This window comes from Ekhidna sp., assembly GCF_039940915.1.
Classification (GTDB): domain Bacteria; phylum Bacteroidota; class Bacteroidia; order Cytophagales; family Cyclobacteriaceae; genus Ekhidna.
The window spans coordinates 181,608-207,301 of sequence record NZ_JBDVFO010000002.1 but is presented as its reverse complement, the minus strand read 5'-3'; the positions used below and the strand labels follow the sequence as shown (position 1 = coordinate 207,301).

General features: G+C 39.1%; 24 protein-coding genes. 14 read left to right on the top strand and 10 right to left on the bottom strand.

What is annotated here, in order from left to right; genetic code table 11:
- From ABJF57_RS06145 to ABJF57_RS06115, 7 genes are all read left to right on the top strand, one after another.
- Entirely contained in the window at nt 1–1,149 is a 1,149-nt protein-coding gene (locus tag ABJF57_RS06145) for a tetratricopeptide repeat protein (RefSeq protein ID WP_462233419.1), read from the top strand.
- Between the two features lie 77 nt (nt 1,150–1,226).
- Complete coding sequence (locus ABJF57_RS06140; protein WP_462233417.1) at nt 1,227–1,853, top strand: Crp/Fnr family transcriptional regulator; 627 nt, start codon at nt 1,227–1,229, stop codon at nt 1,851–1,853.
- Between the two features lie 63 nt (nt 1,854–1,916).
- Entirely contained in the window at nt 1,917–3,641 is a 1,725-nt protein-coding gene (locus tag ABJF57_RS06135) for a SulP family inorganic anion transporter (RefSeq protein WP_462233415.1), read from the top strand.
- Nucleotides 3,642–3,700: 59 nt separating this feature from the next.
- The gene (locus tag ABJF57_RS06130; RefSeq protein WP_462233413.1) at nt 3,701–5,110 is read left to right on the top strand and encodes an MBL fold metallo-hydrolase; all 1,410 of its coding nucleotides are present in this window, start codon (nt 3,701–3,703) and stop codon (nt 5,108–5,110) included.
- A gap of 33 nt (nt 5,111–5,143) precedes the next feature.
- Complete coding sequence (locus tag ABJF57_RS06125) at nt 5,144–5,707, top strand: YeeE/YedE family protein (protein ID WP_462233411.1); 564 nt, start codon at nt 5,144–5,146, stop codon at nt 5,705–5,707.
- A gap of 9 nt (nt 5,708–5,716) precedes the next feature.
- Nucleotides 5,717–6,130: a DUF6691 family protein gene (locus ABJF57_RS06120; protein WP_462233409.1), complete on the top strand. Its 414-nt coding sequence runs from the start codon at nt 5,717–5,719 to the stop codon at nt 6,128–6,130.
- Nucleotides 6,131–6,311: 181 nt separating this feature from the next.
- A complete protein-coding gene (locus tag ABJF57_RS06115) occupies nt 6,312–7,667 on the top strand; it encodes a DEAD/DEAH box helicase (protein WP_462233407.1) in 1,356 nt (451 codons plus the stop codon).
- 25 nt (nt 7,668–7,692) lie between these two features.
- Here ABJF57_RS06115 and ABJF57_RS06110 read toward each other — a convergent pair whose 3' ends face one another.
- Complete coding sequence (locus tag ABJF57_RS06110; RefSeq protein WP_462233406.1) at nt 7,693–8,415, bottom strand: hypothetical protein; 723 nt, start codon at nt 8,413–8,415, stop codon at nt 7,693–7,695.
- A gap of 85 nt (nt 8,416–8,500) precedes the next feature.
- Nucleotides 8,501–9,547 carry a helix-turn-helix domain-containing protein gene (locus tag ABJF57_RS06105; RefSeq protein WP_462233404.1) on the bottom strand — a complete coding sequence of 349 codons (1,047 nt, stop codon included), beginning with the start codon at nt 9,545–9,547 and terminating at the stop codon, nt 8,501–8,503.
- 194 nt (nt 9,548–9,741) lie between these two features.
- On the opposite strand from ABJF57_RS06105, the gene ABJF57_RS06100 reads away from it, so the two are divergent.
- The 7 genes from ABJF57_RS06100 to ABJF57_RS06070 all read left to right on the top strand — a co-directional run bounded on the left by ABJF57_RS06100 (nt 9,742) and on the right by ABJF57_RS06070 (nt 17,165).
- Nucleotides 9,742–10,878 (top strand): serine hydrolase domain-containing protein, encoded by a 1,137-nt coding sequence (locus ABJF57_RS06100; protein ID WP_462233403.1) that lies wholly within the window; start codon nt 9,742–9,744, stop codon nt 10,876–10,878.
- 16 nt (nt 10,879–10,894) lie between these two features.
- Nucleotides 10,895–11,479, top strand: a complete 585-nt coding sequence (locus ABJF57_RS06095) for a dioxygenase family protein (RefSeq protein WP_462233401.1) — start codon at nt 10,895–10,897, stop codon at nt 11,477–11,479.
- Between the two features lie 11 nt (nt 11,480–11,490).
- A complete protein-coding gene (locus ABJF57_RS06090; protein ID WP_462233399.1) occupies nt 11,491–11,952 on the top strand; it encodes a heme-binding domain-containing protein in 462 nt (153 codons plus the stop codon).
- A gap of 131 nt (nt 11,953–12,083) precedes the next feature.
- Nucleotides 12,084–13,613 (top strand): SUMF1/EgtB/PvdO family nonheme iron enzyme, encoded by a 1,530-nt coding sequence (locus ABJF57_RS06085; RefSeq protein WP_462233397.1) that lies wholly within the window; start codon nt 12,084–12,086, stop codon nt 13,611–13,613.
- 18 nt (nt 13,614–13,631) lie between these two features.
- Nucleotides 13,632–14,999 carry a T9SS type A sorting domain-containing protein gene (locus ABJF57_RS06080; protein WP_462233395.1) on the top strand — a complete coding sequence of 456 codons (1,368 nt, stop codon included), beginning with the start codon at nt 13,632–13,634 and terminating at the stop codon, nt 14,997–14,999.
- Between the two features lie 261 nt (nt 15,000–15,260).
- A complete protein-coding gene (locus ABJF57_RS06075; RefSeq protein WP_462233394.1) occupies nt 15,261–16,250 on the top strand; it encodes a hypothetical protein in 990 nt (329 codons plus the stop codon).
- Between the two features lie 12 nt (nt 16,251–16,262).
- Nucleotides 16,263–17,165, top strand: coding sequence for a hypothetical protein (locus tag ABJF57_RS06070; RefSeq protein WP_462233392.1), 903 nt, complete (start codon nt 16,263–16,265; stop codon nt 17,163–17,165).
- An 11-nt stretch (nt 17,166–17,176) separates the two neighbouring features.
- Here ABJF57_RS06070 and ABJF57_RS06065 read toward each other — a convergent pair whose 3' ends face one another.
- The 8 genes from ABJF57_RS06065 to ABJF57_RS06030 all read right to left on the bottom strand — a co-directional run bounded on the left by ABJF57_RS06065 (nt 17,177) and on the right by ABJF57_RS06030 (nt 25,298).
- Nucleotides 17,177–18,442 carry a phospholipase D-like domain-containing protein gene (locus ABJF57_RS06065; RefSeq protein WP_462233390.1) on the bottom strand — a complete coding sequence of 422 codons (1,266 nt, stop codon included), beginning with the start codon at nt 18,440–18,442 and terminating at the stop codon, nt 17,177–17,179.
- Nucleotides 18,443–18,824: 382 nt separating this feature from the next.
- Entirely contained in the window at nt 18,825–18,974 is a 150-nt protein-coding gene (locus ABJF57_RS06060; RefSeq protein WP_462233388.1) for a hypothetical protein, read from the bottom strand.
- 68 nt (nt 18,975–19,042) lie between these two features.
- Nucleotides 19,043–19,291: a hypothetical protein gene (locus ABJF57_RS06055; RefSeq protein ID WP_462233387.1), complete on the bottom strand. Its 249-nt coding sequence runs from the start codon at nt 19,289–19,291 to the stop codon at nt 19,043–19,045.
- A 12-nt stretch (nt 19,292–19,303) separates the two neighbouring features.
- The gene (locus ABJF57_RS06050) at nt 19,304–20,320 is read right to left on the bottom strand and encodes a hypothetical protein (RefSeq protein ID WP_462233385.1); all 1,017 of its coding nucleotides are present in this window, start codon (nt 20,318–20,320) and stop codon (nt 19,304–19,306) included.
- Nucleotides 20,313–21,554, bottom strand: coding sequence for a hypothetical protein (locus ABJF57_RS06045; protein ID WP_462233383.1), 1,242 nt, complete (start codon nt 21,552–21,554; stop codon nt 20,313–20,315). The genes ABJF57_RS06050 and ABJF57_RS06045 overlap by 8 nt, the downstream gene beginning before the upstream one ends.
- A 9-nt stretch (nt 21,555–21,563) precedes the next feature.
- Nucleotides 21,564–23,828, bottom strand: coding sequence for an ATP-binding protein (locus ABJF57_RS06040; protein WP_462233381.1), 2,265 nt, complete (start codon nt 23,826–23,828; stop codon nt 21,564–21,566).
- Nucleotides 23,803–25,080, bottom strand: coding sequence for a class I SAM-dependent methyltransferase (locus tag ABJF57_RS06035; RefSeq protein ID WP_462233379.1), 1,278 nt, complete (start codon nt 25,078–25,080; stop codon nt 23,803–23,805). The genes ABJF57_RS06040 and ABJF57_RS06035 overlap by 26 nt, the downstream gene beginning before the upstream one ends.
- On the bottom strand, nt 25,077–25,298 hold the full coding sequence (locus ABJF57_RS06030; protein ID WP_462233378.1) for a helix-turn-helix domain-containing protein: 222 nt from the start codon (nt 25,296–25,298) through the stop codon (nt 25,077–25,079). Before ABJF57_RS06030 ends, ABJF57_RS06035 begins: the two co-directional genes overlap by 4 nt.
- Nucleotides 25,299–25,694 lie beyond the last annotated feature (396 nt).

The following is a 25,694-nucleotide window of genomic DNA, read 5'->3' as shown; positions in this document are numbered from 1 at the left end:
ATGAGAACATTTTTAACCCTTATGTTAGCGGCTATTTGTGTTGTAGGATACGCTCAGAAAAAGCCAAAAATTAATCAGGCACTCACCGCCATGGAAGAAGGTAAACTGGCGGAAGCAAAATCCATCATTGATGCTGCAATCGCTCACGAGAAAACCATGAATGATCCCAAGACTTGGTTCTACAGAGGTCAAATTTATGCATCACTTGATACTTCCAGCAGAGAGCCAGGAGCGCTCGAAGAGGCACTTAGGTCGTTTGATAAGACCCTAGAACTCGATCCGGAACAAAAGTCCGTTAATTCTGTGGACTTCACCACAGGTCAGATCGTTAATGTGGATTCCAAAAAGCAAGGGTATTATGCTTATTACTACAATGAAGCAATAATTGCTTATAACAAAGAGTCTTTTGAGTCTGCAGCGGATAATTTTGAAACAGCTTTCTATATCTATCCCAGTGATACCAATGCAATCATCAATGCCGCCTATGCATCTTCTGCAGCAGGTGACGCTGATAGAGCAAATAAGAACTTCATGAAGTCATACGAAGCAGGTGTAAAGGATAAGTCGATCTTCCTCCAAATGTATAATTACTCTGTGAAAGCAGAGAAGTATGAAGACGCACTTCAAGTGATCAAGAACGGGAAAGAGATATACCCAAATGATATAGACTTTGCCAAGTTTGAAATCAACTTATTGATTCAGTTGGAAAGGGTTGATGAGGCCAAAGAAGGGCTGGAGAAAGCCATCGCTGCATCTCCGGACAATGCCGACTTGCTATTCAGTCTTGGTGTTTTGAAAGAAGAAACGGGAGATGCTGAAGGTGCAATGGAAAGCTATGAAAAGGCTATTGCTGTTGATCCTGATCACTACAATGCAAACTTCAACAAAGGAGTTACCATTTTCAATGACGCGAATGAATTGATAAAAGAAAGAAATGCACTCTCTTACAAGGAGACAGCTAAATACGACGAGTTGACCAAAAAGATCAATGTTCAGTTGGAAAAAGCACTTCCTCTGTGGGAAAAGCTGTACTCACTTAACAGTACTGAAGAGACTGTCTTGGAAACCCTGTCGTACATTTACGTAAGCTTGAAAATGAATGACAAGGCAGAAAAAATGCAAGATGAACTGGATGCTTTACGCAACTAGGTAAACGAATAAATTCATTTGAAAAGCCGATCCAATGTATGTTGGTCGGCTTTTTTTGTTTATTTCTGATATTAAAGATGGAGACAATAGGAGAAGTTTTACAAAGGCTGGGCTTTGAAGCTGAGTTGATTAAGGAAATCGGACAAATTGGCTATTTGAAAAATGCCAGGCAAGGGCAGCACATCATTGATCCTGATAATATACGAAAAGAGATTCCATTCGTACTTGAAGGATTGCTTAAAGTATACCGCCAAAAACCTGATGGGGGCAGCCTACTGCTGTATTATCTGGAGAAAGGTGAGACCTGCTCCATGTCCATTACGTGCTGTTTAGAAAAGAAGCAAACAGCTATTCGTGTGGTCGCCGAAGAAGATGCCAAAATATGGATGATACCTAACCTTCATTTGGACCGCTGGCTTGTAAAGTATCCTGCGTTCAGGACTTTCGTACTCTCTTCCTATCAGCTACGATTTGATGAGCTGATGGAAACCATCGATAGTTTGGTGTTTAGCAATATGGAAGATCGCCTTTTGAAGTATCTACTCGACACCAAGCAAGCGACATCATCTTTCGAAATCCATAAGACGCATCAGCAAATTGCAGATGAGCTGAGTACCTCCCGCGTGGTGATTTCCAGGCTCCTAAAAAAGCTGGAATTGAACGAAGTGATCACGCAGCATAGAAATAAGATAGAGGTACTTTAGTGTTTTGTTTATCGTGTAACATAAGTTACCAATCACTAGACTACCATTGGCTACTTTTGCCTCATGAATCGCCTCAAAAACCTCTTACCGATACTGCAATGGTTACCCGGCTATAGGCGTGAAAGCCTGAATGGTGATTTGTTTGCCGGAATTACTGTAGGAGTTATGCTAATCCCTCAAGGAATGGCCTATGCATTGATAGCAGGTTTACCACCCGTATACGGGCTTTATGCGTCCATCGTGCCCCAAATAATCTATGCAATACTTGGAACATCAAGACAGCTGTCTGTGGCGCCAGTAGCCATGGATTCTTTACTTGTTGCAGCAGGCGTATCCGTTTTGGCCACAGAAGGAACTGAAACCTATGTGGCATTTGCCATCATGCTGGCTTTTTTCATGGGAGCTTTTCAACTATTGCTCGGAACTTTGAGACTGGGGTTTATCACCAATCTTTTGTCCAAGCCGGTCATCAGCGGATTTACCTCTGCCGCAGCCCTTATCATTGGTTTTAATCAGTTTAAATACCTGTTGGGCACTGACATTGAAAAGAGTAATCGATTCTATGAAGTGGTCATAAACTCCATAAATGAACTGAGCGGGGTACATTTCATCACCCTGTTGATGGGTGTGGGTGGAATTGTTCTCATAAAGGCATTGAAGCGCGCCAATAAAAACATTCCAGGAGCCCTTCTAGCAGTAGTTGCTGGAATTCTGCTCGTTTACCTGTTGGATCTAGATCAAAAAGGGGTAAGTATCGTCCAAGCCATTCCCCAAGGATTACCTGTCTTTAGGGTACCTGATTTCTCCCTGGGGCAGTTTAATCAAGTGCTCCCATTGGCATTCACAATTTCCGTTGTTGCATTTATGGAGGCATATTCAGTGGCCAAGGCTGTGGAAGCGAAAAAGAAAGACCACAAGGTGAATTCCAATCAAGAACTCCTAGGCCTGGGCGCCGCTAACCTGATTGGGTCTTTGTTTCAGTCCTTTCCCGTGACTGGAGGATTCTCCAGAACAGCCGTCAATCATCAGGCAGGAGCCAATACGCCGCTATCTTCGCTCATTAGTGCAGCGATAGTAGCACTTACGCTCATATTCTTGACTCCACTTTTCTATTACCTTCCGCATGCGATTTTAGCAGCAGTCATTCTAGTTGCTGTGAGCAGCTTGTTCGATTATGACTATATGAAGAAGCTGTGGAAAAATAGCCGCAAAGAATTTTTGGTATTACTGTTTACTTTCCTTGTGACATTGAATATCGGTATGGTGATAGGGATTGTGACTGGAATCATACTTTCCATTACGCTGTTTCTCTACCGGGCTGCCAACCCTCACATCGCACGTTTGGGCAGAATTAAGGATCATCATGAATTCAGAAATGTGACGCGGTTTCATGAGTTGGAAACATGGAATGAGCTGGCCATTTTACGAATTGATGCTCCCTTGAGCTTCATCAATATTCAGGGTATTTCAGAATACATAAGAAGGTTGGTAGATGGCGAAGAAGGTATAAACGAAATCATCATTGATGCGGGACCTGTCAGCCACCTGGATGCAACTGCAGCAGAAGGACTGCATGACTTGCTGAATGACCTGAACCAGAAAGGAGTGAGGCTGGTTTTATGCGATGTGATAGGGCCGGTAAGGGATACAATGGAGCAGAATGGACTGACGAAATTCATTGGTAAGGAGAATTTGTTTCTAAACCTTAGCGATGCAGTAGCTAATGCCCTGAGGAATACGAAAGATCCACATAAGAAGATGACATTACAGACGAATGTGAAAACGTAACAATTGTTACAAACTCGGAATATAAACCGTCGTACTTTTGTAAAAGAATGTTAGAAAATATGAAAATTGAACAGATATATACCGGATGCCTTGCACAAGGTGCTTATTTCATAGTGAGTGAAGGAGAAGCGGCGATCATTGATCCCCTCAGAGAGTCTGAGCCTTACTTGAAGAAAGCAGAGAAAGAAGGAGCATCCATCAAGTACATATTCGAAACGCATTTTCATGCGGATTTTGTCTCAGGGCACGTGGATTTGGCTAAGAAATCAGGAGGGAAGGTTGTGTATGGCGCTGGCGCAAAAGCTGAATTTGATTTTCATGAAGCTCAGGATGGAGAAGTCTTCGAGCTAGGTAAGGTAAAAATCAAGGCATTGCATACGCCAGGTCATACCCTGGAGAGTACAACCTATTTGCTCATCGATGAGGATGGTAAAGAACATGCTATTTTTAGTGGCGATACCCTGTTTATTGGTGATGTAGGCCGACCAGACCTTGCACAAAAAGGAAACATGACCCAAGATGATTTGGCAGGCATGCTGTATGAAAGCCTCAGAAATAAGATCATGACGCTCCCTGATGAGGTGGTGGTATATCCAGCACATGGAGCCGGATCTGCTTGTGGTAAAAACATGAGCAAAGAAACCTTTGATTTGCTGGGCAATCAGAAGCAGACAAACTATGCCCTCAGAGCAGATATGACCAAGGAGGAGTTCATTAAGGAAGTAACCGATGGACTATTACCTCCACCACAATACTTTGCCCAAAATGTGGCAATGAACAAATCTGCAGCAGTAGGATTAGACGCAGTTATGGAAAAAGGAAATGTAGCCTTGGAGGTAGATACGTTTGAAGCCATGGCCAATCACGAAGGTGCCCTGGTATTGGACACGCGACACCAAAAGGATTTCATTAAAGGCCACATCCCAAATGCCATATTCATTGGAATCGATGGCAATTTCGCTCCATGGGTAGGTGCCTTGATTCCTGATCTGGAACAGTCAATCATATTTCTTGCCGACGAAGGAAGAGAGGAAGAAGTGGTCACCCGCTTATCTCGCGTGGGCTACGACAATACGCTCGGTTACTTAAAAGGAGGAATGGATGCCTGGAATTCAGCTGGAAAGGATGTGCAAACGCTGGAGTCTATCTCAGCAGAAAAATTTGCAGAAAGATATGCTGATGGCAATATCCATGTGATGGACGTAAGAAAGCCGGGAGAATTTGAAGGTGAGCATGTTGAAGATGCGGAAAGTATCCCGTTGGATTACATCAGCGAACAAATGGATAAAGTAGATCCAGACAAAACCTATCATGTGCATTGTGCAGGAGGGTATAGATCTGTAATAGCAGCTTCAATCTTAAAGTCCAGGGGTTTTCACAACCTCGTAGATGTAGCAGGAGGCTTTAAGGATATAAAAGCCACTGATGTACCGGTAACAAATTTTGTGTGCCCAACTACCCAGAAGTAAAGTCAAGGAAGGGAATCTAATTAAAAACATTCGATGGAATTATTGAGTCAACCATGGCGGTGGTACGTGACAGGACCACTTATTGCCTTTATTATGTTAAGTCTGCTCATCAGCGGAAAGCGCTTTGGACTGAGTAGCAATCTGCGAAGCATGTGTGCAATCATGGGAGCCGGTAAGCATTGTGAGTTCTTCGATTTCAACTGGAGAGCGCAAAGCTGGAACCTGGTTTTCGTAGCTGGACTGCTCATTGGCGGTTGGATTGCCAATCATTGGATGATGAATCCAGCGGGGATTCAGCTTAGCCCGGATACCGTAATGGAACTTAAACAATATGGCATTGAGAAGCCAGGGGAAGCCTTAGTTCCGATGGAATTATTCAGTTGGGATAACTTGCTAACCATCAAAGGATTAACATTGATTGTTTTAGGTGGATTTTTGGTGGGGTTTGGCTCCAGATATGCAGGTGGCTGTACCTCTGGACACGCCATTAGCGGACTCAGTGATTTACAATTACCATCGTTAATCGCTGTGATAGGATTCTTTATCGGCGGTCTCACCATTACCCATTTAGTACTTCCGTATTTATTGACGCTTTAAAAAATCAATATGAAATTCATCAAATTCTTAGTGCTGGGGATCTTATTTGGAATCATACTTACAAAAGGAGAGGTCATATCCTGGTATCGAATCTATGAGATGTTTAGGTTTCAATCCTTTCACATGTATGGCGTCATTGGGTCGTCTGTGCTTCTGGGTATGTTCATGATTCAGGTGATCAAGCGAAGGCAAATAAAGGCTTTAGATGGAGAACCCATCAAAATAGAGCCAAAGGAGCGGAGCTTTGCCAGGTACATCATTGGTGGTACAATATTCGGACTTGGCTGGGCGCTGACAGGTGCATGTCCCGGGCCACTGTTCATTCTTCTTGGAAATGGCATATCAGTGTTTATTGTAACCATTGCATCCGCAATCTTTGGAACCTATGTTTATGGTCGATTGAAGCATAAACTTCCGCATTAATGATGTTACTTTGAGGAATGCTTCTAACCATTTTGCTCCTGCTGGCCATCGTTGGCATCATAGCCTTTGTGTACTTCATCTTTAAAGGTGAGGGGCCACATCATCAGTAGCCTTCTTATTTATTCTGTCATTTGATGCCATAGGCATGAATGCAAAGCCCTCGAAGGCGTACTTTTGTAACATGAGCCATTTCGACGACCTGAATCTTTCTAATCCATTGAATAATGCACTGGAAGACTTAGGGTTTACAGTACCCACACCCATTCAGTCGCAAGCTTTTCCAGCGATCCTTTCAGGAAAAGACCTGGTGGGAATTTCCCAGACAGGTACGGGAAAGACCTTCGCTTACTTGATCCCTTTACTAAAAGACCTGAAATTTTCGAAAGAAATAAACCCCAGAATACTCATACTGGTACCCACCAGGGAGTTAGTGGTGCAGGTTGTGGAGCAGATAGAAAGCATCACGAAGTACATGAATGTGAGGGCGCTGGGAGTATATGGAGGGAAAAACATTAATTCACAGAAATCCGATGTAATGGCAGGCATGGATGTACTTGTAGGTACACCAGGACGGACGTATGACCTTGTTTTACATCATTCGCTCTCGCTCAAAAACGTAAAGAAGTTGGTGATTGATGAAGTGGATGTCATGCTGGATTTAGGCTTTCGCTTTCAACTCACCAACATCTTTGACATGCTGCCTTCGAAACGTCAGCACATCATGTTTTCAGCCACGATGACAGAAGAGGTAGATGAACTCATTGATGATTACTTCATCGCTTCTGAAAAGATCACCATTGCTGTGAGCGGCACCCCGTTGGAAAACATTACCCAGCAGAGTTATGCGGTTCGGAACTTTTATACCAAGGCGAATCTATTGATGCATCTATTGCTTGATAAGCAGCATTATCAGAAAGTATTGGTATTTGTGTCTACTAAGAAAAATGCAGACCGCTTATATGAATCCATGGAACCGATGCTTGAGAAGGATCTTTGCATCATTCATTCAAATAAGAGCCAGAACTATCGGTTACGATCGCTGGAGCAGTTCAATGAGGGTAAAAAACGTATTCTGATTGCCACTGATGTGATCGCTCGGGGACTTGATCTGGATGATGTAACCCATGTGATCAACATGGATGTGCCCATCTACCCGGAGAACTATATGCACCGAATAGGACGAACAGGGCGTGCTGAAAAAGAAGGAACCTCGGTTTTGTTGTATACAGAAAAGGAACGAGAAGGCAAGGAAGCCATTGAAGAACTGATGAAAGTCCAGATCACGGACGTTGAATTTCCAGTAGAGGTGGAGATTTCGAAAGAACTCCTACCAGAGGAACGCCCTAAATCAAAACAGGTAGAGCTGTCTGACAAAGTGGGTGCGAAAGAAGCCAAAGGGGAGTCCACCCACGAGAAGAAAGACAAGAATAAAAAGGTGAACCTTGGTGGATCTTACCGGAGAAAAATCGCTAAGAAATACAAGAAGCCTTTAACGCGTGGCGATAAAAATGTGAACATGAAGAAGAAGCGGAAATAAACAATTCCGATTGCCAGCGCTTTAGTTAATCCAAATCCAGCATATTCATTACGACGGAATCGGCCTTAATGATTTGATTCTCATAGTAGTACATATCTTCCAACACTGATCGAATGGCCGGGTCGCTGTTGTAAATCATGTCAATGGCTTTGTCGCTGGTGATTATGTAGTGATTATTGAGCGTATAAACCTGATTCAGTGCATCCACTAACTCCAAATCCATTTCAACCAATGTACCCGTTGCCTTAGCTATTTCCCAAGAACGGTTGCTGATGTTAGCCGAGCGCAGCTGCAAGTTATATGGACCATAAAACTTCAATGTATCGTTTTGAAGTTTCAGTTTTAATGTCCGATCATTAACTACCACAATGCGATAATTTCCAAGACTTTTAACCTCCAGACGAGAGATGGGGGTAGCTTGCGAAAAGGGCAGGATCTCCTTTAGATGCTTTTCAAGCGCCTCATCATTGCGTACATCAATGGGGAACTCAGTTGTGGGGAATTCCATGATCAGGTGGTCGTACCGGTAAAGCTCTCGAATCAAATCCAGGTGGTAATCTCGGGAAGCTCGGATCGCCGAATCATTGCTAATGATTTCTTTCTGAATGGTTCTCATGACCTTATCCAGGGCACGATTGGTTGCCGCATTTTCTCGCCAACTGTTGAGTAGTAAAGCCAGAAGAACAGCAAAAACTACCGAAAGGAATTCCAGGATAAGTTGCGGTCGATTGATGGTTCGTTTGCTCATGGCTTAAAAATATGCAAGTATGAAAATATTTATGACGAAGTAAAACACTATATTTTTAAAAGGAGGGAAGCCGCATCGTGATAAATCAAACGGCCGCTACCAGCTCATTTTTCTTCCGGTATTGCGAAGGTGTACAGTGCATTCGTTTCTTGAATGCAGAGTTAAAGGCTGATTTGGAGTTAAAGCCAGTTGAATAGGTGATTTCTTTGATAGACAGTTGCTTGGTAGCAAGGAGTTTAGCTGCCCTTTTTATTCGCAGATCATTGATCAGGTCAGAAAAATTTGTTTGAAAATGACCGTTTACAATTTCCGATATTCTGTTAACTGAAATTCCCGACTGTGCAGCAATGGTGTTTCTACTGATGTCAGGGCTTAGGTACTGCTCATCTGAAATGATGAGGTGAGTCAATAAGGAAACCTCGGATTGTGTGATCTCTTCCTTTTGGTTGGAATATGTTTTTATCAGCTTGTATTTCGAGAAAATCGACGGGTCCCGAATCATTTTGCTCACAATTAAGAAACAAGCAATCAGGTGAGTCCAATAGTAATACCTGTTGGCCCAAGCTCCGTACACAGAGTCCCAAATATTGATCTTCATGAAAATGAAGATGCCTTCTATGATGTAGATTAATCCTATGGCCAGATAAGCAATCACAAATGGCTTCATCCAGCCTTTGCTGAGGTTGGAGTTTAGGAAATCGTTGGTGATGATTTCTTTTACACTTAAAATCATGTAGCAGATCAAAGAAGCGATGAACAGGGAGGTTAAATAAAAGGGGAGATTCCATAGTTCCTTTAACTCATTGATAGCCAGAATGCTATAAGGAATTATCCAAAGAAAATAATGAAACGTAAAGTTGGTTTTCTTCTCCTTGATATCCCTCATGTAGAACCAGAAGGATGGCGCATATATGAGGATGAAGAAGACGGACGGCCAACTCATCTGAGAAAAGGTAATGATGGCGTTTTGCTCTAAAACGACAACAAACTGGTGGAGCGTAAGGAAACTGAAGGATACAATCAGAAAGCGATTTCTCTTGACAATGCCCTGTGGGTGAGTAACCAGTAGGATGACAACCAGTATGCATGCAAAAAGGACTGCAGAACTCAATATGCTCAATTCAATTTCCACCAGGTTATTGATCTCTTAGATTTAAATGTACGTCTCAGTTACAACAACTTATGGAGCTGAATTTCACTCATTCTTAAGGTGCTGATTGGCAATACCGTACTTTTTACTTGTGTAAAATTCAGTACTTGCCCTTGTCAAATACGTAGATCATCAAAGAAAGTATTTAGTTGTCAAGAATTCCGAAATATATGCCAATGATATTCAGAAAAATTGCTTCAGTGTTTTTCATTTTACTCCTAACACTCAATTTAGGCTGCAAAACTTCCCGAGACGCCATTTCAAACTATGAATACAAACCTCCTGAAAAACAGGCCGATGGATGGAATGTTTCAACATTATCGGATCAAAACATTGATGTAGCACCCATTCTTGAGCTGGTGAATTCCATTTTAAATGATCGCTATACGGATATACATAGCCTATTGATAAGTAGAAATGGCGATTTAGTTTTTGAGGAATACTTCAATGGTTTCGATTCGGATGATTTTCACGTGCTTTTTTCAGCAACAAAGAGTTATTCTTCTACATTGATTGGACTTGCAATAGAAGCTGGACACATTGCCTCTGTAGATGAGCCCATCGCTCATTTTTTCACCGATAAGGCTGCACTTTTTACAGAGGAGAAAAGAGAAATTACCCTTGCAGATTTGCTGACCATGACCGCTGGCTTTCAATGGGATGAGTGGACGACATCAGGCCTCAGCCTGGCGAATAGTCACGAACAAATGATGCAATCCGTTTCACAAGTGGACTATGTGCTGGGTCTGCCCTTGGTGAGCAAGCCAGGAACCAATTTTACCTACAATACAGGGCTTTCCAACCTGATGGCGCCAATCATTGAAACAGCCACCGGAGAATCCATAGCGCACTACATGCAGCAAGAGCTCTTCAGTAAACTTGATATCACTAACTATCGCTGGCAGACGGTAATCGATGACTATCCCAGCACGGGCGGCTCCAGAGGCGGGTTAGAAATGAAGCCACGAGACATGATAAAATTGGGGCAGTTGTTTCTGGATGGAGGCACCTGGAAGGGAGAGCAAGTCATTTCCAGCACATGGGTGTCTGAAGCTCTGAAGCCAAGAATCAGCGAATCGGAGCATATCAACTACGGATATCAATGGTGGAACCGAACGTATTTTTCTAAAAATGGAGTAAGTGTAATCGAATACGATGCAGTTGGGGATGGGGGACAATGGATCTTCATTTTCCCTGAATACGAACTAATTGTTGGATTTACCGGAGGCAATTACACTTGGGTTAAAGAAAAAAGTTTGATGTTTCAACCTGTCAATATGGTACAGCATTTTATACTCCCGGCCATCAATTAATCATAAAAGAACAGACATGAATAAGAAGAACATGCGATCCATTTACTACAGCCTATTGACAATGCTGTTGATAACTTCATGCATGGATAAAGAAATTCGTTCCTTGTCACTCTCAGATAAGGAAACACTTAGCGAGTTTAAGGAATTGCCTATGGAAAACATCTGCGTTATTGCAGGGGCGGATGAGCCAGGACAGCCGCTGCTTCTCTGCCTGACCCTGTTTAACAAAGAGACTTTAAAACCTCTATCAGGACAAAGAATTAGTTTTTACCATACTTCAACAGAAGGGACCTATGATCCTGTTGTATCGGACGATGAATCAACGGCACGTCTGAATGGATCGGGCGTAACAGATTCTTTGGGTAGAATATTTGTGCGCACCATACTACCCGGAGATTACGGGTCATCCAATGATAACCGTCACATCCACACCTCCGTATTTGATGCGCATCCATCAGCGTACGATATTCACTTTAAGCAATATTCCGGAATCATGGGAAGGCGTTTTATCGATGGGAGCAAGCAGCATTTTCTCGCTGACTTGGTCAGCGACAATAACCAAAACCTGGTAACTTTTCTGGATATGTATATTGAGTTTTAAATGAGTCGGGTATGAGTAAAAAACTGATTTTCAGCACCTTCTTGCTCGCCTATGGGGTGCTCACGTGGATGTACTGGCCAGCGAATAAAAATGAGATGGTAGACGTGAATGCTGATTTTATCGGCTCATATGACATTACAGGAGCAGCAGGAGAGTTGATGCGTGATGGCTGCTACGATTGTCATTCCTATGAAACTAAGTATCCGGCTTATGCATATTTTCCACCGGTGTCTGGTTGGATAGGTGGACATGTAGCACATGGCAGAGGTAAACTGAATTTTTCTGCCTGGTCAGATTATAGCTTGGAAGAGCAAAGCGAGTTTATAAAGAAATCAATCCAGGAGATTGAAAATGGAGATATGCCTCCAAGTAACTATCGAACCATGCACAGTGAAGCTCAGTGGAGTGAACAGGACAGCGCGATAGTTTTGGCGTTTCTCAGAGAGTTCGCACAGATTTCACAACAGGATTGATGTAAGGCCATAAAAAGCATATCAGATTACCTAGATGGTTAATGTGATTATCTTGTGTTTTATTTGTAATAAAGCCACACGTAAATGGTACGGTGGTCAAAACCCATTAAAACCCTAATCTACCACACGAGATGATCAAGACCACCCAAAAGATCACAGTCAGCATGCTGATCCTGTGTTTTGCTGTTGTATCAGCATTTTCAAATAATGTCAAAGTAGAAAACGTCCGGTTGCGCAATCAAAACACCACTGCAGACACCAAAGAGGTGGAATTTGATTTGAGCTGGGAAAACTCGTGGCGTACCTCTGCCGCACCTTCCAACTATGATGCCTGTTGGATATTTGCCAAGTACAGACTCACATCTGCTTCAGCGTGGAATCACGTGACGTTGAGTACGACCGGAGGTGACCATACGGCACCTTCAGGAAGCTCGATAGAGGCAGTAGGAGACGGTAAGGGCATTTTCATTTACCGGAGTGCCGATGGTAGCGGAAACAATGACTGGGACGATATACGCTTGCAGTGGACGTATGGCGTGGATGGACTTGCAGACTCTGATAGTGTTGAAATCGCTGTTTTTGCCATTGAGATGGTATACATTCCAGAAGGAAGCTTTGATCTGGGCGATGGAAATGGCGTTTCAGAGAGTACGCAAGGATTCGAACTTGCGGCCACAGATAATCTAAGTATTACGATCACTAATGCGTTATCCGCACTTATTGAAACAGATGCATCTTTAACATATGATGATGCCCAGTTGGGTTCTACAGGAATCTACCTTGATGGAGATGGAGGAATTGACCTGAATGGTGATGGTGACTTTGCAGATGCCAATGAGAACGGCAGCTTTCCGGTGGGTTATAATGCAATGTATTGCATGAAATATGAGGTCAGTCAAGGGCAATATGTCGATTTTGTCAATAAGCTGGATGCGTCACAAACTAGCGTGCTCATTGCAGCTGAAGCCATCGCGCGGCAAAACATTGCTGGATCAGGAAATTCCTGGGCCAGTTCCACACCCAATCGTCCAAAAGACTTAGGCATCTACGATTTGTGGGCTTATTTAGATTGGGCCGCTCTTCGCCCAATGACGGAGACAGAATTTGAAAAAATTTGCAGAGGATCCAACGCGGCTCTTACCGGAGAGTATCCTTGGGGGACAACCAATCTATATACATCTGCCTATACCTTAAGTTTAGATGGCACAGAAGAAGAGGTAATTACTAACCCTGGATCCGCTACTGGAAATGCGAGTTATGCCACCACGGATGGTTCTCTTGATGGACCATTAAGATGCGGGATTTTTGCTGCCAGCAGCGGGAATCATACGCGGGAAGAAACGGGCGGAACATTCTATGGTGTCATGGAAATGGGTGGAAACCTGTCCGAAGTAGTTGTTTTTCTGGGAGATCCAGATGGTCGATCATTTGATGGTTCCAATGGTGATGGAGCCATCGCAGCAACAGGGTATGCCAACCAGGCTGGGTGGCCAGCTTACGACGGATTGGATAATAACCTGAATGATGGAGGAGCTACCGTGCGAGGTGGATATTACGGTCAGACTAACACCTACATGCGTGTTTCAGATCGATTCAACGTAGCAGCGCACCCTGGAGCAGGATCCAACGCGTACGGAGGAAGAGGCGTGCGTAATCAATGATAAATAACTAATTATCAGATGGTTAATACCTCTTACTTAATTAGAAAAATCGGATGTTTTTTCAGCCTGATCTTGCTATCTCTGAATTTGTTCTCTCAAAGCGCAATATTCTTAGGAGGCAGTGGTGACGGTCATTCACAAAGCAGCTATACGCAAGCACCGCCGTTGGGCAACGACCTGTTTTTAGGAAGCGCCGGTGATGGACATGACTTCAATTCCTACAAACAAAATAGTGCAACAGGGACGGATCTGTATCTGGGCGGAATTGGTGATGGTCATGCCCAGAGCGAGTTTTTACAAGCAACACCTGTAGGAGTGAGCCTGTACTTGGGAGGTGATGGAGACGGGGCAGACTACAACAGCTATGAACAGGACCTGACGATCACATTTGGTGTGTATACTGGCGGAATTGGAGATGGATATGCGAGCAATGAATTTCAACAAGCAAGCACGATAGGGTCAGAAATCTTTTTAGGCGGTACGGATGACGGACATGCCACCAGTAGCTTTGAGCAACAAGTAGCTTCCGGCTTTGCAATCTACGGCGGAGGGCTTGGAGATGGACATGCAACAGATGTTTACATCCAGAATGCAGCAACAAGTTTTACGCTGTTTTACGGCGGTTTAGGTGACGGATACGACGTGGATGGCTATCAGCAATCGGTGCCACCAGGAACCAATTTATTCGCGGGAGGCAGTGGAGATGGTGCTGATCAAGATGATTACGAACAAGGCGTAGTGGCCGTATTTGGCGTATATACAGGTGGCGAGGGTGACGGTTTTGACGTAGCGGAATATGAGCAAACAGATTTCATAGATGCATTGCCCGTAGAATTGACATCATTCTCCGTAGCGCTTGTGGAAGATTGGATAGATATTCGATGGAGTACGGCTACAGAGACGAACAATCATTACTTTCTGGTACAACGCTCCAACGACCTGAAACAATGGATGGTGCTGGATTCCGTACAAGGCGCTGGCAATAGCAATGCGGTGATTGAGTATATGAGCGCAGACAGAAGTCCAAGGACGACAATTAATTACTACAGGCTCCAGCAGGTAGACTATGATGGGACAACGAGCTATAGCATGATTCGCATCATGGACCTCAATGGAGTAAAGCAAGCTGCTGAGCTGCTGGTATATCCAAACCCCGTACGAGATCGGATCAATTTGCAGTTCACAGGATTTAGGAGTGATGAGATGCTGCTCAAAATCTATGACGCCAGTGGAAGACTCGTGCATGAAAAGAAACTCAAGCTTGCTTCCGGACAGGGGCTTTACGAGATTAATCGGACGACGAAAATGCTGGAGGGTTATTACATTGTGATCGCCACAGACGCGATTGATGGTACCACTAGAAGAACCCGCATGTTGGTTAAATAAGGCATAGGGGCTAGATTGTTCATAATTCTATTTAACATAATATAAATTATATAACAAAATAGGATATTGAGCTTTTGAGGCTTGTATGTGGAAAATAGAATTTTGGAAATGGAGATTTGATCTGGTCCTTTTAAAATCCGAGTTTAGTCCTCTTAAAATCCGAGTACTGAATTATTTGAAAGAGTTATTCTAAAACCTGAGTTTTAATGAGTTCTGACATTGAGATCTCAGTTACTTACAGTTTATGAGTAAATTAAATATATGGAAATATTACTCTCAGTGTTCAACACTATTCTCAGTCTAATAAATACAGTAAAGTCAAAGTCATCCAATCAACCTAATGATTCTAGACCAGTTGCTACTGCACAGAGTATAATTGAGGTTACGGATTCTATAGAAATCGAATCTGAAGAACCAGATTCAACTTTAGTTGAACTCAACTTATTACAATCAAGGATAGTCGAATTGTTTGAGATTCATGGAATTGTAAACGAACATATTTATCAATTTCTTAGACAGTATGTGAATGAAAAAATAAAGCTTAACATATCCGATCAAACAGATTTGATTAAAGTAATTGATCAGATAGATGATTCTGATTTGCAAAAATTGTGTACTCTTTTCGGTGTAAACACGTCACACATTTATGGCATTGGAAATCGGTATCGGCATCTTGATTTATACAAGCACCCTCATAAGTTTATCAACTTAATATTTGAGAATTATTACAACTGCGGTGGAATTGAAGGATTCATATTTAAGTCGGATGATTTAGATTTTAAGAATGGCGCTACTCAAGTTCTATACCTAGCACTTAGAACACCAATTGGGAATCTTTTCGGAGAACCTATTTATAGATATCTACCAGTTCATACAGTTTGGGATTGGGGATATATTAAGTCTAGATATGAACTAAAATCAATTTTTAGATTTCAGGATAAATACCAATCATACTTTCAACTCGCTGGCTTAAATACTTCACCTAATGATTTAAGCCAAATGGGATCTCAGAATTTTTGTCCTCATAAATTGATTTCTGAATATAAAAAATTCGGTAATTTTTGGCACACATACGACTATGCAAACAGCATTGAAGAGAATGAAGATGCAAAGGAATATGAGGAGTTTGATAATGTAAGGAGATACTACAAAGAAAACGACTACCATTCATATTCTGAGCTATCCAAAGAAAAAGCACTAATAAATAGATTGAAGAAATTGGAAGACTCCCCTACTCCAGTTTTGGATTAGTGCCTAAGGCTCATGATAGACATTTATCTATTAAGATGTCCTGTCGATTTGACCATAAAATACATTGGTTCAACTCAAGAAAATTTTTCAGTTCGTAAAAAACTCTATCATCATAAATATAACAATTGGCTCTCTGAGTTAAAGAATGAAGACAAATACCCAATAATAGAAATCATTGATTCAGTAGAATCTACTGAGCAGCTTTTTTACATAGAATTTTATGTTCAATTATTTAGCTCATGGGGATTTGAACTAATGAACATTCCCTCAGCAGTTATTAAGAAGAAAAGAGACGCAGTTAAAAGGAGAAGAAAATATAGAAAGAACAATATAACAAATGCCATATCAAAACTAAATGAGGTAATAGATGAGCACAATCAAGAGTTTGGTGATAATTACATCTGGCCAAGTGAAGACCTCCTATTTACTAGGAAAGAGGTCAATAAAGCCTTTCTCTTTGTTGTGGTGAACAAAGAATCCAATCTTGGAGGATATAGAAATCAAGAAGACCTGGTGACTCAATTTATTAAGTTGATTTGGAGTCATAGAAATCGAAAATCTTTCAAATTCAAAGGTCTATTTTATGAGCTTTCACTTTTCTTAACTCACTATCTCATTTTGAGATCAAAATTCAGTTTATCCTGCGAAGGTTTGGAGTGGGATGATTTTCCAGGAATAGATGAGAACCACGAACTTGCATTTATTTACAATGAATCAAGAATTTATTTGGAGGGAAAAAGATTACGTAACCCACTATCAGATAACTCTAACAAATCTAAAATTTATAGAAATCTATATCAGTACTGCTGGTGGTCTGAAGAATACGCACTGCATGGCATTTTAGATTTAACAAATCATTTGCTTAAGCATTTTAAATATCCAATTACAATAAAGTATTGTTCCTCAGGTCGATAATAATTCAAAAGTTATTGATTTATTAAATCCTCACTCATGATTTTGTAAAGAGGATATAGTTTTTGAAACTCACCAAGTATTGTATTATCAATATTCAAATCAGATAAGTTATTATCATTTGGATCGTAAAATCTTCCCAAAATAAAATAGTATGAAATATCTTCTTGCTTAGTCAGAAAGTGAAGGTCCTCGATTGTCCTTATATCTTTCACATATACTCTGTCTTTCCATCCTTTAAAATCAATCCAGTATTCATCACTAAGCTTTTTCAATGCCTTAAAAAATGCATTTCTTTTTACCCGACTTTCCATCTGTTTTCTGAAATGATTGCGATCATAATGCCCCTTTTTTTCAATTCCCAACATAAGCCAAATTCCAATGTCTTTATGATGGATTATAACTTGCAATCGGGTATGATTCAAAAAGGATTCCTTTTCAGAATACCGTTTTAATTGACTCTTGGATTTACCATAGTGAAGCCATAATGATTCTATGTAATATCCACTATATGGTGTAAAAAAATGCTTCGAAACTATGTCTTTAGTGCTATGATGTCTATACAGACCACTTAATCCATATTTCGTAAACTGAGGGTATATGCGGTGATGAAGTTCAATCAACCTATCTCGAACTTCTTTCCTTAAAGCCTTAATTTCTGGATTTTCTACTTCAACATACCTTTCAGCAAAAACCTCATGATGATTATACGTAAAGAATTGACTTAACCTACTCTTAGGTTCTTTGATAGAATTAAAGTCTTCTAAGTTATCTTTTTCTCGTTTCTTAATCTTTTTATATTGGGTAGAATAATCCGCGATAAGTTTGTCAGTGATTAATTCGCTGTAATCATCGATTGTCCAATACCATTTTACTAAATCATTACAATTAACCGGATCAGTCAATTCAATATTAAGCTCTACATTTTTTATAAGGCCTCCTTTTGTTGCGTTTGATGAACCAAGATAACCTATGTAGGTTCCATTGGTTTTTCTAATGACATACACTTTAGGATGAAATGTGCTTCTTGAGGTATACACTTTGGCATTAAAGTTATTGGATATTTTTTCCTTTAACTTTATTAGTACTGAAGGTGGAGTGGGTAAATCAATACCAATTATAATGTGAACTCTGACACTTTCTGGAATATTGTTTATAATGTTCCAACCGGTAGAATTAATCATGGCAACTGCGATCCAGACTTCGTCTGCTTCACTCAAAGCTTCAACTAACTTATCTCCAATATTTGAGTGAAATTTGCCATTTGAGAGATTCTTCATTTTCTCAATTCTTTCCGCTATGATTCACCTTTCTTCATGATAGACTTCCATGTTTATGTTGAATCAGAATAATGATCATGATATATTTCCTTGTGGTTAGTCAACCAATCATTTCTAACATAATCTAATACTAATCCTATTCTGTAGATTACTACCTTATCCATATATATAGGTGATGAATTAAACTCAACTTTCATGCTACCCGTAAAGTCGATGTATCCAGCTAGTAAATATGGTAAATCAGTGTTATTATGGTGAACTTCAAAATGAAACCTTGCAGCGTCCTTTTCCAAATAACAATACCTTACTTCGAACTGAACATCATTATAAAATTCGTTATATGAGATTTCCTTCATTATATCTTATAACTATTATCATCAATTCATAATTCTGCTTCATACAACTTCAAAAACTTTATTGCTTCATTCAGAATATCTGTATTGCCTGACTTGGCCCACAGATGTATCTGATTTTTTAATATATGAACTAGTGTTGGTTCATCATCAATTTTTTCAATATCATACTTTTCCATACTTGAATGATTAGTACAGTTAATGTGATATTTCAATTTTGAAAGATTGTCAGGTTCCATTCTATTTTTTAACTGTTATAAATGATTTCGTTCAAATACATTCGCAGCTGGGCATGACTATGAATTTCTGTTATTGGGAGTCTCGAGATAATCTTATCGATCATTGGTTGTGAAATATCTATTTCTTCATCCTCAGATAGATAATGATATTGTAAAATCTCAATAACGACTTTACGCATACTATCCTCATTTCCTTTTGATTCTTGAAACTTTTTTAAAATAGCTATAAGCTCAGTGTTGGAGCCATTTGAACCCATTTTTAGTCTTATTTAGTTATTGATAAATGATACCACTTCTAGTAAATTTCTGTAATCTTCAAGGCTTAACTCTCGTGATTTACTATAACAGAACGCTTCTAATGACATTTTGACAAATTCAGTACTTCCCGACTCTTGATACAGTTCAGTCATTGCTAAGTCCTCGAATTTAATTGTCTTAACATATGAAAACTCGAACACTCTACCCCACCTCCATGTTGCTCCATTCTTTTTCTCATCGTTAGTCCATAGTTTATCCTCCGGATCTAATTTCTTATATTGAATATATTCATTTCTGCTGTAAATCTTAGATTTCACCGTCGAGATGTATATTTCAGTTAGTCTCCACTTAGGATTTACAATATTTTCTTTGAGATATTTGTTTTGAACATCTATCCTAGATGCTCCTTTAGTTTTTATAAATAAAACCCTATCCCCAATTGCTAAATCAAATCCAGTTAGGTTTTCGGTTGGACACCAAATTTTTGACTTTCGAGCTGGCTTGACAGAGTCTTTTCCCAAATTGAAATTTGGTCCTTGATACATTATCCATACTTTAGACTCTGTGTGCTGTTTTATTTGTCGATTCAACAACCTAACAAAATTCTCACGACAGAAAGAGATAAAATCAGTTTGGTCTATTTCAAAAATTTCGATATCAGGAAAGTCTTCCAATAGATCTTTTGGTAAATAGTCATGATGCAATACCATAAGAAACCCTGATTGATCTTTAAATTTTTTGTACTTCTGAGTAGCATTCTTGCTAGTGTGGTAGTTAAAAAGTGAAGATGTGAACTTTACTTCTGCGGGTCTAAAAACGGTTTCTCCTTTGAGTTTAATTAATTCTATATCAGGAAAGCCTGTATTAGTAATAGATTCTAATTGAGTCACCTTAATCCATCTAGTTCTTCCAGATAGTTTTCCTTTGTGGAATATTCTTTTTAGACGAAGGTTCTTTTCATCAAACCTAGCCATCAAATATTCATAGATGGTCCATTCGTGAATGAAAGACCAATTTCCCCTACTCATTTTTATCCTCTTGATCCTCTTTTGTTGTGGGTACAATTTCAACCATTAAGTCATGAGGAAACCTAGGAAGGCCGACTCTGCTTGAATACGAAGAAAACTTTTGCTGAATATTATTTATGTATGGGTGAAGAATACGACATTTTCTTTTGTCCTTTAAACTATTTGCTTCTTCAATCTTAACCTCATTGAATTTAAACACAACAAAATCACTCCCATCGATTCCAAATAATATCGATTCATCATGTTTCTCACGAATTCCAAGGTCTTTCGAATAATTATCACCAAAGTGCCTTTCTGCCTGATTAGGAGTCATTTTACTTCCTTTAATAAGGTATAAATAACCATCAGTCCTTCCTGTTACAGTATCACACTCCGGTCTTATATTTAGCAAATATTTACCTGATTTGCTCCCTTTGAATACATCACCTGGTCTAAATTCGTCTTTATTCAAATAGGACTCATCTAAGTACATAAGCCCTTTAAGAACTTCTTTTATTTCTTCTTTATCTAGTACTAGATTATCTGCTCCTTGAATAAATTTCTTTTGCAAGCTATCAATCTTTGATCTTGACATTATTTGTCTGAAAAGTGTCTCATTAAAGTTAAAGACCGGATCGACCAAATCATCTTCATAACTATTCCACAATACTTTAGGCCAGATGGCACTTCTATCAAAAAGGTGCCAAAACGTTGAATTTTTAGCTTGGTAGAAAGAGTGTTCCCATTCCTTCATGGTATAAACGGAAGGATTATTAACAATCCAATCCTCAATTGCTTTATTCAGATCCTCAGCTTTTTGAAGCTTGTTCTTACTTCGAATTAAAATGAAATTTTTGCTTTCTTCTGATTCATAAAGCTTTGCTTTTTGAAGATGTTCAGTTACATCTTCTATAGCGTCAGTGGTGAAAATAAAGACAGGAACAAAAACCTTTGATCTAATTTCCTTAAGAAAATTGATATTGTTACCTATAATCTGGCTTTCAATTTCTTCACTTAACTCCATCCCTAAGGGCCAATTCAAAGGTTTCAGCCTCCAATCTAAAATGATGAAATTGAGTGCTCTGTAATTATCAATTTCATTTTGTTTAGGAATTTCACGCCTTTTTAGTAACGGAATTCCACTATTTTCAAGGTTATCTACTATGCTTGATATTCCATCATTTTCTTGATTTTCGGAATCAAGCGCATCATCAATAACTAAAGCAATACCACTATAAAGATGATTATGAGACATTTGATTTGACTATTGATTAAAATCCAAAAGAAAATTAGCGCCATCTAGTTTTTTATCAGAATTATCTGAAATATAACTGATTGAATAATCAAATCTATCAAACAATTGATCGATTATATATAAGCCCAAACCTCTACCACTTAATCCTTTCGTCGAGAAAAATGGTTGAAAAACAAAGTCTAGATCATTTTCACTAATTCCTGGACCACTATCACTAACAATTACTTTGTTATTAGTACCGTCAATGTGAACCTCTATTTTCCTTTCCTCGTCAACAGTTTTTAACCAGTGTACTGAGTTATCAACTAGGTTAATGAATGCCTGAAGAAGAACCCCCTCATTACATTTAACCTTTAAGCTAGGTCCTTCCTGGAAGATTATAAATTGAATATTATTTTGTTCAAATAGAGTGTTGAAGTAAGATTTAACCTTTTCTATTATACTACTAATGTTTTGGCTTGTAGACTTTCTTCGAGTAGAACGAAACATTGGCTGGATTCCTTCCAATTGATCTTCAACAAAAATCACTTGGTCCAATAGATCTTCAAGGTATCTTTCTAATGTTGATTGATCTGGTTTTTTTGATAGTACTGCATCTAGAATCAATTCAAGCTTCTCTTTTGCTCTACCAATCATCATTAAAATGTCATGGGATGTTGCTTCAACTGCCAATCCAACAGCGGCCAAATCTTCAGTCTGTTCCGCTCTAGATATTAAATAAGATCTTTCCTTTGAATATTGCTCTTCAATCCTATCTAATTCTTCTCTGATTTCTCCCGATTTCTTTTCTTGAATTGTTGATTTGAGTGATTTTAAGTTTAACTCTACTTTTTTATTCTTTGTAATTTCTACTGCATCTTTAGGCCGAATAGATTCTTGGTATTTCCTAAACTCTATTCTTAAGTAGCCCAAAAAGGTTTGGATTATAGCTATAAAATCTTCAAGTACTCCCTCCTTTTCTAATAAACCCTCTCTGTTAGTTTTGTCTTTTAAACTTGGATTCTCTTCTTGAGAGATTGATATGTGTCCAATTGTTTGATCAACGCTGAGGTACTCGCCAGCTTTATAGGTACCTCTTAGAATTTCCAATTTTAGCCAGTCATCATCTGGATCACCATAAGGAAATACTCTAACATTATCTCTGTACAAGTAGATTCGATGCTGTTTTACAAAGGATTTGTCTTCTTGTGTCAATCTATATTTTGGTGGTGCTGACGATGTGAAATCAAAAACATGAAACTCAAATCCAAATGAACCACAGGTAACTGGTTTTCTATAGACTTTACCTTCTCTTTCAAGAATAAACCTTTTTTTGAATTCCCTTATTTGTTTGAAACGATCAATTGCTAGTGAAATTTTCTGCCCATTCTGATCAAACGTGAACAATTCCTTTTCTTGATCAAAACGACCACTAATAATATTTAAGGGGGATTTTCCAAAGTACTCAGAAAGCTCATCTTCTATTTTATCAGCCGAAGAAAGAGACTCTCCATTCAATTGAATATCAACTAAAAATTTGGTGTCCTTTTTAGAAGCACCAAATGGAGATTCCATTTTTGAAATATCAGAAACAATATTTTTTAACTTCTTAACAGACCATTCGCCTTTAAGATTGGATATCCTTAAAAGAGTGCCATACGGTTTTCTTTCAATTTTTCTCCCATGAATGATTATTTCTTTTTCTACTATCTCTTTAGGTTCTATTACCTCGTAATCAATATTAAGTTCATCAAGAAATATCTCTTTTTCCTTTCCATTTTCTGTTAAAAAATCATCGTCATAATTTGACATATCACTAGTCAAAACCACTTCTTCGCTGGGGTTCTCATTCGACCTACTAGTAATAACAGATGTTGAGCCTAACTTATAAACCGCAAATCTTCCAATCCCTTTTTCACCTTGTATTATCCTTTTGAACTTTTTCGTTCTCCTAAGAGAATCAGTCTTCTTCTTAATGAGTTTATTTGGAGTTGCAGGGTTCATCCATGAATTGCGAATGGTTTTCAATGTCATACCTTCCCCATCATCTTCTATTTCAATGGTGGAATTTGAAGAAGCTTTTAAACTCTCGCCTTCAGACTCAGATGTTTTATGAAACCCAATAAATCTAACCTGAACCCACGATGCATCTGCATCATAAGAATTCTTAATTAGCTCAGTTAAAGCGACCTTTTCATTCTTTATAAGCTGCTCACCAAGCATGGTGAGAAGCCTAGCGTATGGTCTTATTTTAAAGGTGTTCCGTTCCTTACCCATTTTGAGTTTTTCTTCCAATTACAATAAACTCACTACCATACACTTTCCTCTTTCTTTTGTCACGTGAAAACTTTCCTTTTGAATCTCTATATGGAGTTAAAATTTTAGAACTCACCTTTCTCTTAACAACCTCAAGTTGCTCAAAACCGGCATCTAGCATGCATTTTGTTAGGAACTTAGCATTATCCACCTTTACTCCTGAATATTTCGTGTTCCCTATTACAAAAACAACCATTCCTCCTGGGTTTACAATAGAATACGATTTAGAGATTGCCTTATCAATATCTATGAAATACTTAAGCGCTGACCTTGCTTTCAATGGCTGTTTTTTCTTTAATCCCATATAAATATTCTTTCCAATATGGTTTATGCTATCTAGATCTTTGGTGCTTATATTTTTATGATGTAAACTTCCAATAGTACCTTCCCTTAGTTCCCTATAATCTTCTGTAAATCCAAGCCATAACGTTGATAGTTGATGGAGATCTGCATATTCGTAAGATGTTACGTAAGGGGGACTTGTCACCAGCAAATCAGTAAATGGAGTATTAACCCTTTTCTTTAGGAAGTTTTGAGTTTCTATTTTGGTTTTACTTTTTGAGGGAATTTTATCTTTAACGTCCCCTACACCTTTAATCATATTATCAACCTGAATTTTGAAACATGAAAGGGCTTCTTTTCTTTCTTTATTTGGGTCAATTTGTGGCTTGATAGACTTAGTTAACCATCGAGAAGTGGGCTTTAGGATATTCGAAAAAGCGCAAAGAAAAAAGTCTCTGTATTTACCTCGTGGTGTTTCTTTAATTGCAGAAAGTAACCTATATAGATCTATTATTTGTTCTTGTTCAAACCAATAATTGATTCTGCCATGATTAAGAATAGATTCTGGTGGTTCTATATCAGATGTATGAATTTTCTGAATAATCTCATCTTTAACTGAGTTCAGTCTGTCTAATGAATAGGCTTGACTTTTCACCCTTGCTATTAACGTTGCAACCGGGTTTATATCACACCCCCAGAAATCAACTCCATATTGCTTGGCTTCCAACGCGGTGGTTCCACATCCACAAAAGACATCAGCAATTGAATCAACGTTGAGATCTTTGTCTCTAGCGTACCCTAATGACTTTGAAACAATAAAGGCAGGGAATTTAGCAGGGTAAGCATGTATTTTATGCATCCTTGATTCTCTTTCATTGTGATCATTCCAATACTCGGAAATAGGAATTTTATCAAAATCAATTGCAAGATTTTCGCTGGTTAGGATCAAGGCTTCTTCGCTTTAGTTGGTGTGATTAATTCTCTTATGTCAACATCAAGAGCCTCAGCTATCCCATTCAATACCTGAAGGGTCGGTTGAGAATTATTATTGCAATAATTGGTTACAACGACATAGCTTTTACCAATCTGTTCAGCTAGCCATTTCTGACTTCTCCCTTGATCTTTCAGGACTTGTTTGATTCTGTTAAAGCTCTGATTATCTGACATTTATAATTCATGTTGGACATATTGACACATATGTATATTGGTTTTCAATATGTTTTTATACAGTAAGAGTAAAACTATTGATAATGCAACCATTAAAAAATAGCGCAATCTAATACATATATGTATTAGATAATAATATGTTGAGCCTTGAGATAGAGCTAATAATTTAAACTCCCGGAACAAGAAAGTTAAAAGTTTTCAGCACAACTTAATTATAGCTACAAAGCAAGGCTTGGCTTTGTGAAAAAAAAGCAATAACGTTTAAATTTACGTTACTAATAAAACATTGTTATCAATGTCTTTCAATTTCAATTGGCTTTAGTTAACAGATAAAAATAATGCTACCATTTTAGCTTATCTTTAATTGATAACATGAAAGCAGTTCTATATACAAGA

Bases quoted from the DNA above. Each gene is read 5' to 3' on its own strand.
- ABJF57_RS06145 (WP_462233419.1), top strand. From the start codon at position 1: ATGAGAACATTTTTAACCCTTATGTTAGCGGCTATTTGTGTTGTAGGA.
- ABJF57_RS06140 (WP_462233417.1), top strand. From the start codon at position 1,227: ATGGAGACAATAGGAGAAGTTTTACAAAGGCTGGGCTTTGAAGCTGAG.
- ABJF57_RS06135 (WP_462233415.1), top strand. From the start codon at position 1,917: ATGAATCGCCTCAAAAACCTCTTACCGATACTGCAATGGTTACCCGGC.
- ABJF57_RS06130 (WP_462233413.1), top strand. From the start codon at position 3,701: ATGAAAATTGAACAGATATATACCGGATGCCTTGCACAAGGTGCTTAT.
- ABJF57_RS06125 (WP_462233411.1), top strand. From the start codon at position 5,144: ATGGAATTATTGAGTCAACCATGGCGGTGGTACGTGACAGGACCACTT.
- ABJF57_RS06120 (WP_462233409.1), top strand. From the start codon at position 5,717: ATGAAATTCATCAAATTCTTAGTGCTGGGGATCTTATTTGGAATCATA.
- ABJF57_RS06115 (WP_462233407.1), top strand. From the start codon at position 6,312: ATGAGCCATTTCGACGACCTGAATCTTTCTAATCCATTGAATAATGCA.
- ABJF57_RS06110 (WP_462233406.1), bottom strand. From the start codon at position 8,415: ATGAGCAAACGAACCATCAATCGACCGCAACTTATCCTGGAATTCCTT.
- ABJF57_RS06100 (WP_462233403.1), top strand. From the start codon at position 9,742: ATGATATTCAGAAAAATTGCTTCAGTGTTTTTCATTTTACTCCTAACA.
- ABJF57_RS06095 (WP_462233401.1), top strand. From the start codon at position 10,895: ATGAATAAGAAGAACATGCGATCCATTTACTACAGCCTATTGACAATG.
- ABJF57_RS06090 (WP_462233399.1), top strand. From the start codon at position 11,491: ATGAGTAAAAAACTGATTTTCAGCACCTTCTTGCTCGCCTATGGGGTG.
- ABJF57_RS06085 (WP_462233397.1), top strand. From the start codon at position 12,084: ATGATCAAGACCACCCAAAAGATCACAGTCAGCATGCTGATCCTGTGT.
- ABJF57_RS06080 (WP_462233395.1), top strand. From the start codon at position 13,632: ATGGTTAATACCTCTTACTTAATTAGAAAAATCGGATGTTTTTTCAGC.
- ABJF57_RS06075 (WP_462233394.1), top strand. From the start codon at position 15,261: ATGGAAATATTACTCTCAGTGTTCAACACTATTCTCAGTCTAATAAAT.
- ABJF57_RS06070 (WP_462233392.1), top strand. From the start codon at position 16,263: ATGATAGACATTTATCTATTAAGATGTCCTGTCGATTTGACCATAAAA.
- ABJF57_RS06065 (WP_462233390.1), bottom strand. From the start codon at position 18,442: ATGAAGAATCTCTCAAATGGCAAATTTCACTCAAATATTGGAGATAAG.
- ABJF57_RS06060 (WP_462233388.1), bottom strand. From the start codon at position 18,974: ATGGAAAAGTATGATATTGAAAAAATTGATGATGAACCAACACTAGTT.
- ABJF57_RS06055 (WP_462233387.1), bottom strand. From the start codon at position 19,291: ATGGGTTCAAATGGCTCCAACACTGAGCTTATAGCTATTTTAAAAAAG.
- ABJF57_RS06050 (WP_462233385.1), bottom strand. From the start codon at position 20,320: ATGAGTAGGGGAAATTGGTCTTTCATTCACGAATGGACCATCTATGAA.
- ABJF57_RS06045 (WP_462233383.1), bottom strand. From the start codon at position 21,554: ATGTCTCATAATCATCTTTATAGTGGTATTGCTTTAGTTATTGATGAT.
- ABJF57_RS06030 (WP_462233378.1), bottom strand. From the start codon at position 25,298: ATGTCAGATAATCAGAGCTTTAACAGAATCAAACAAGTCCTGAAAGAT.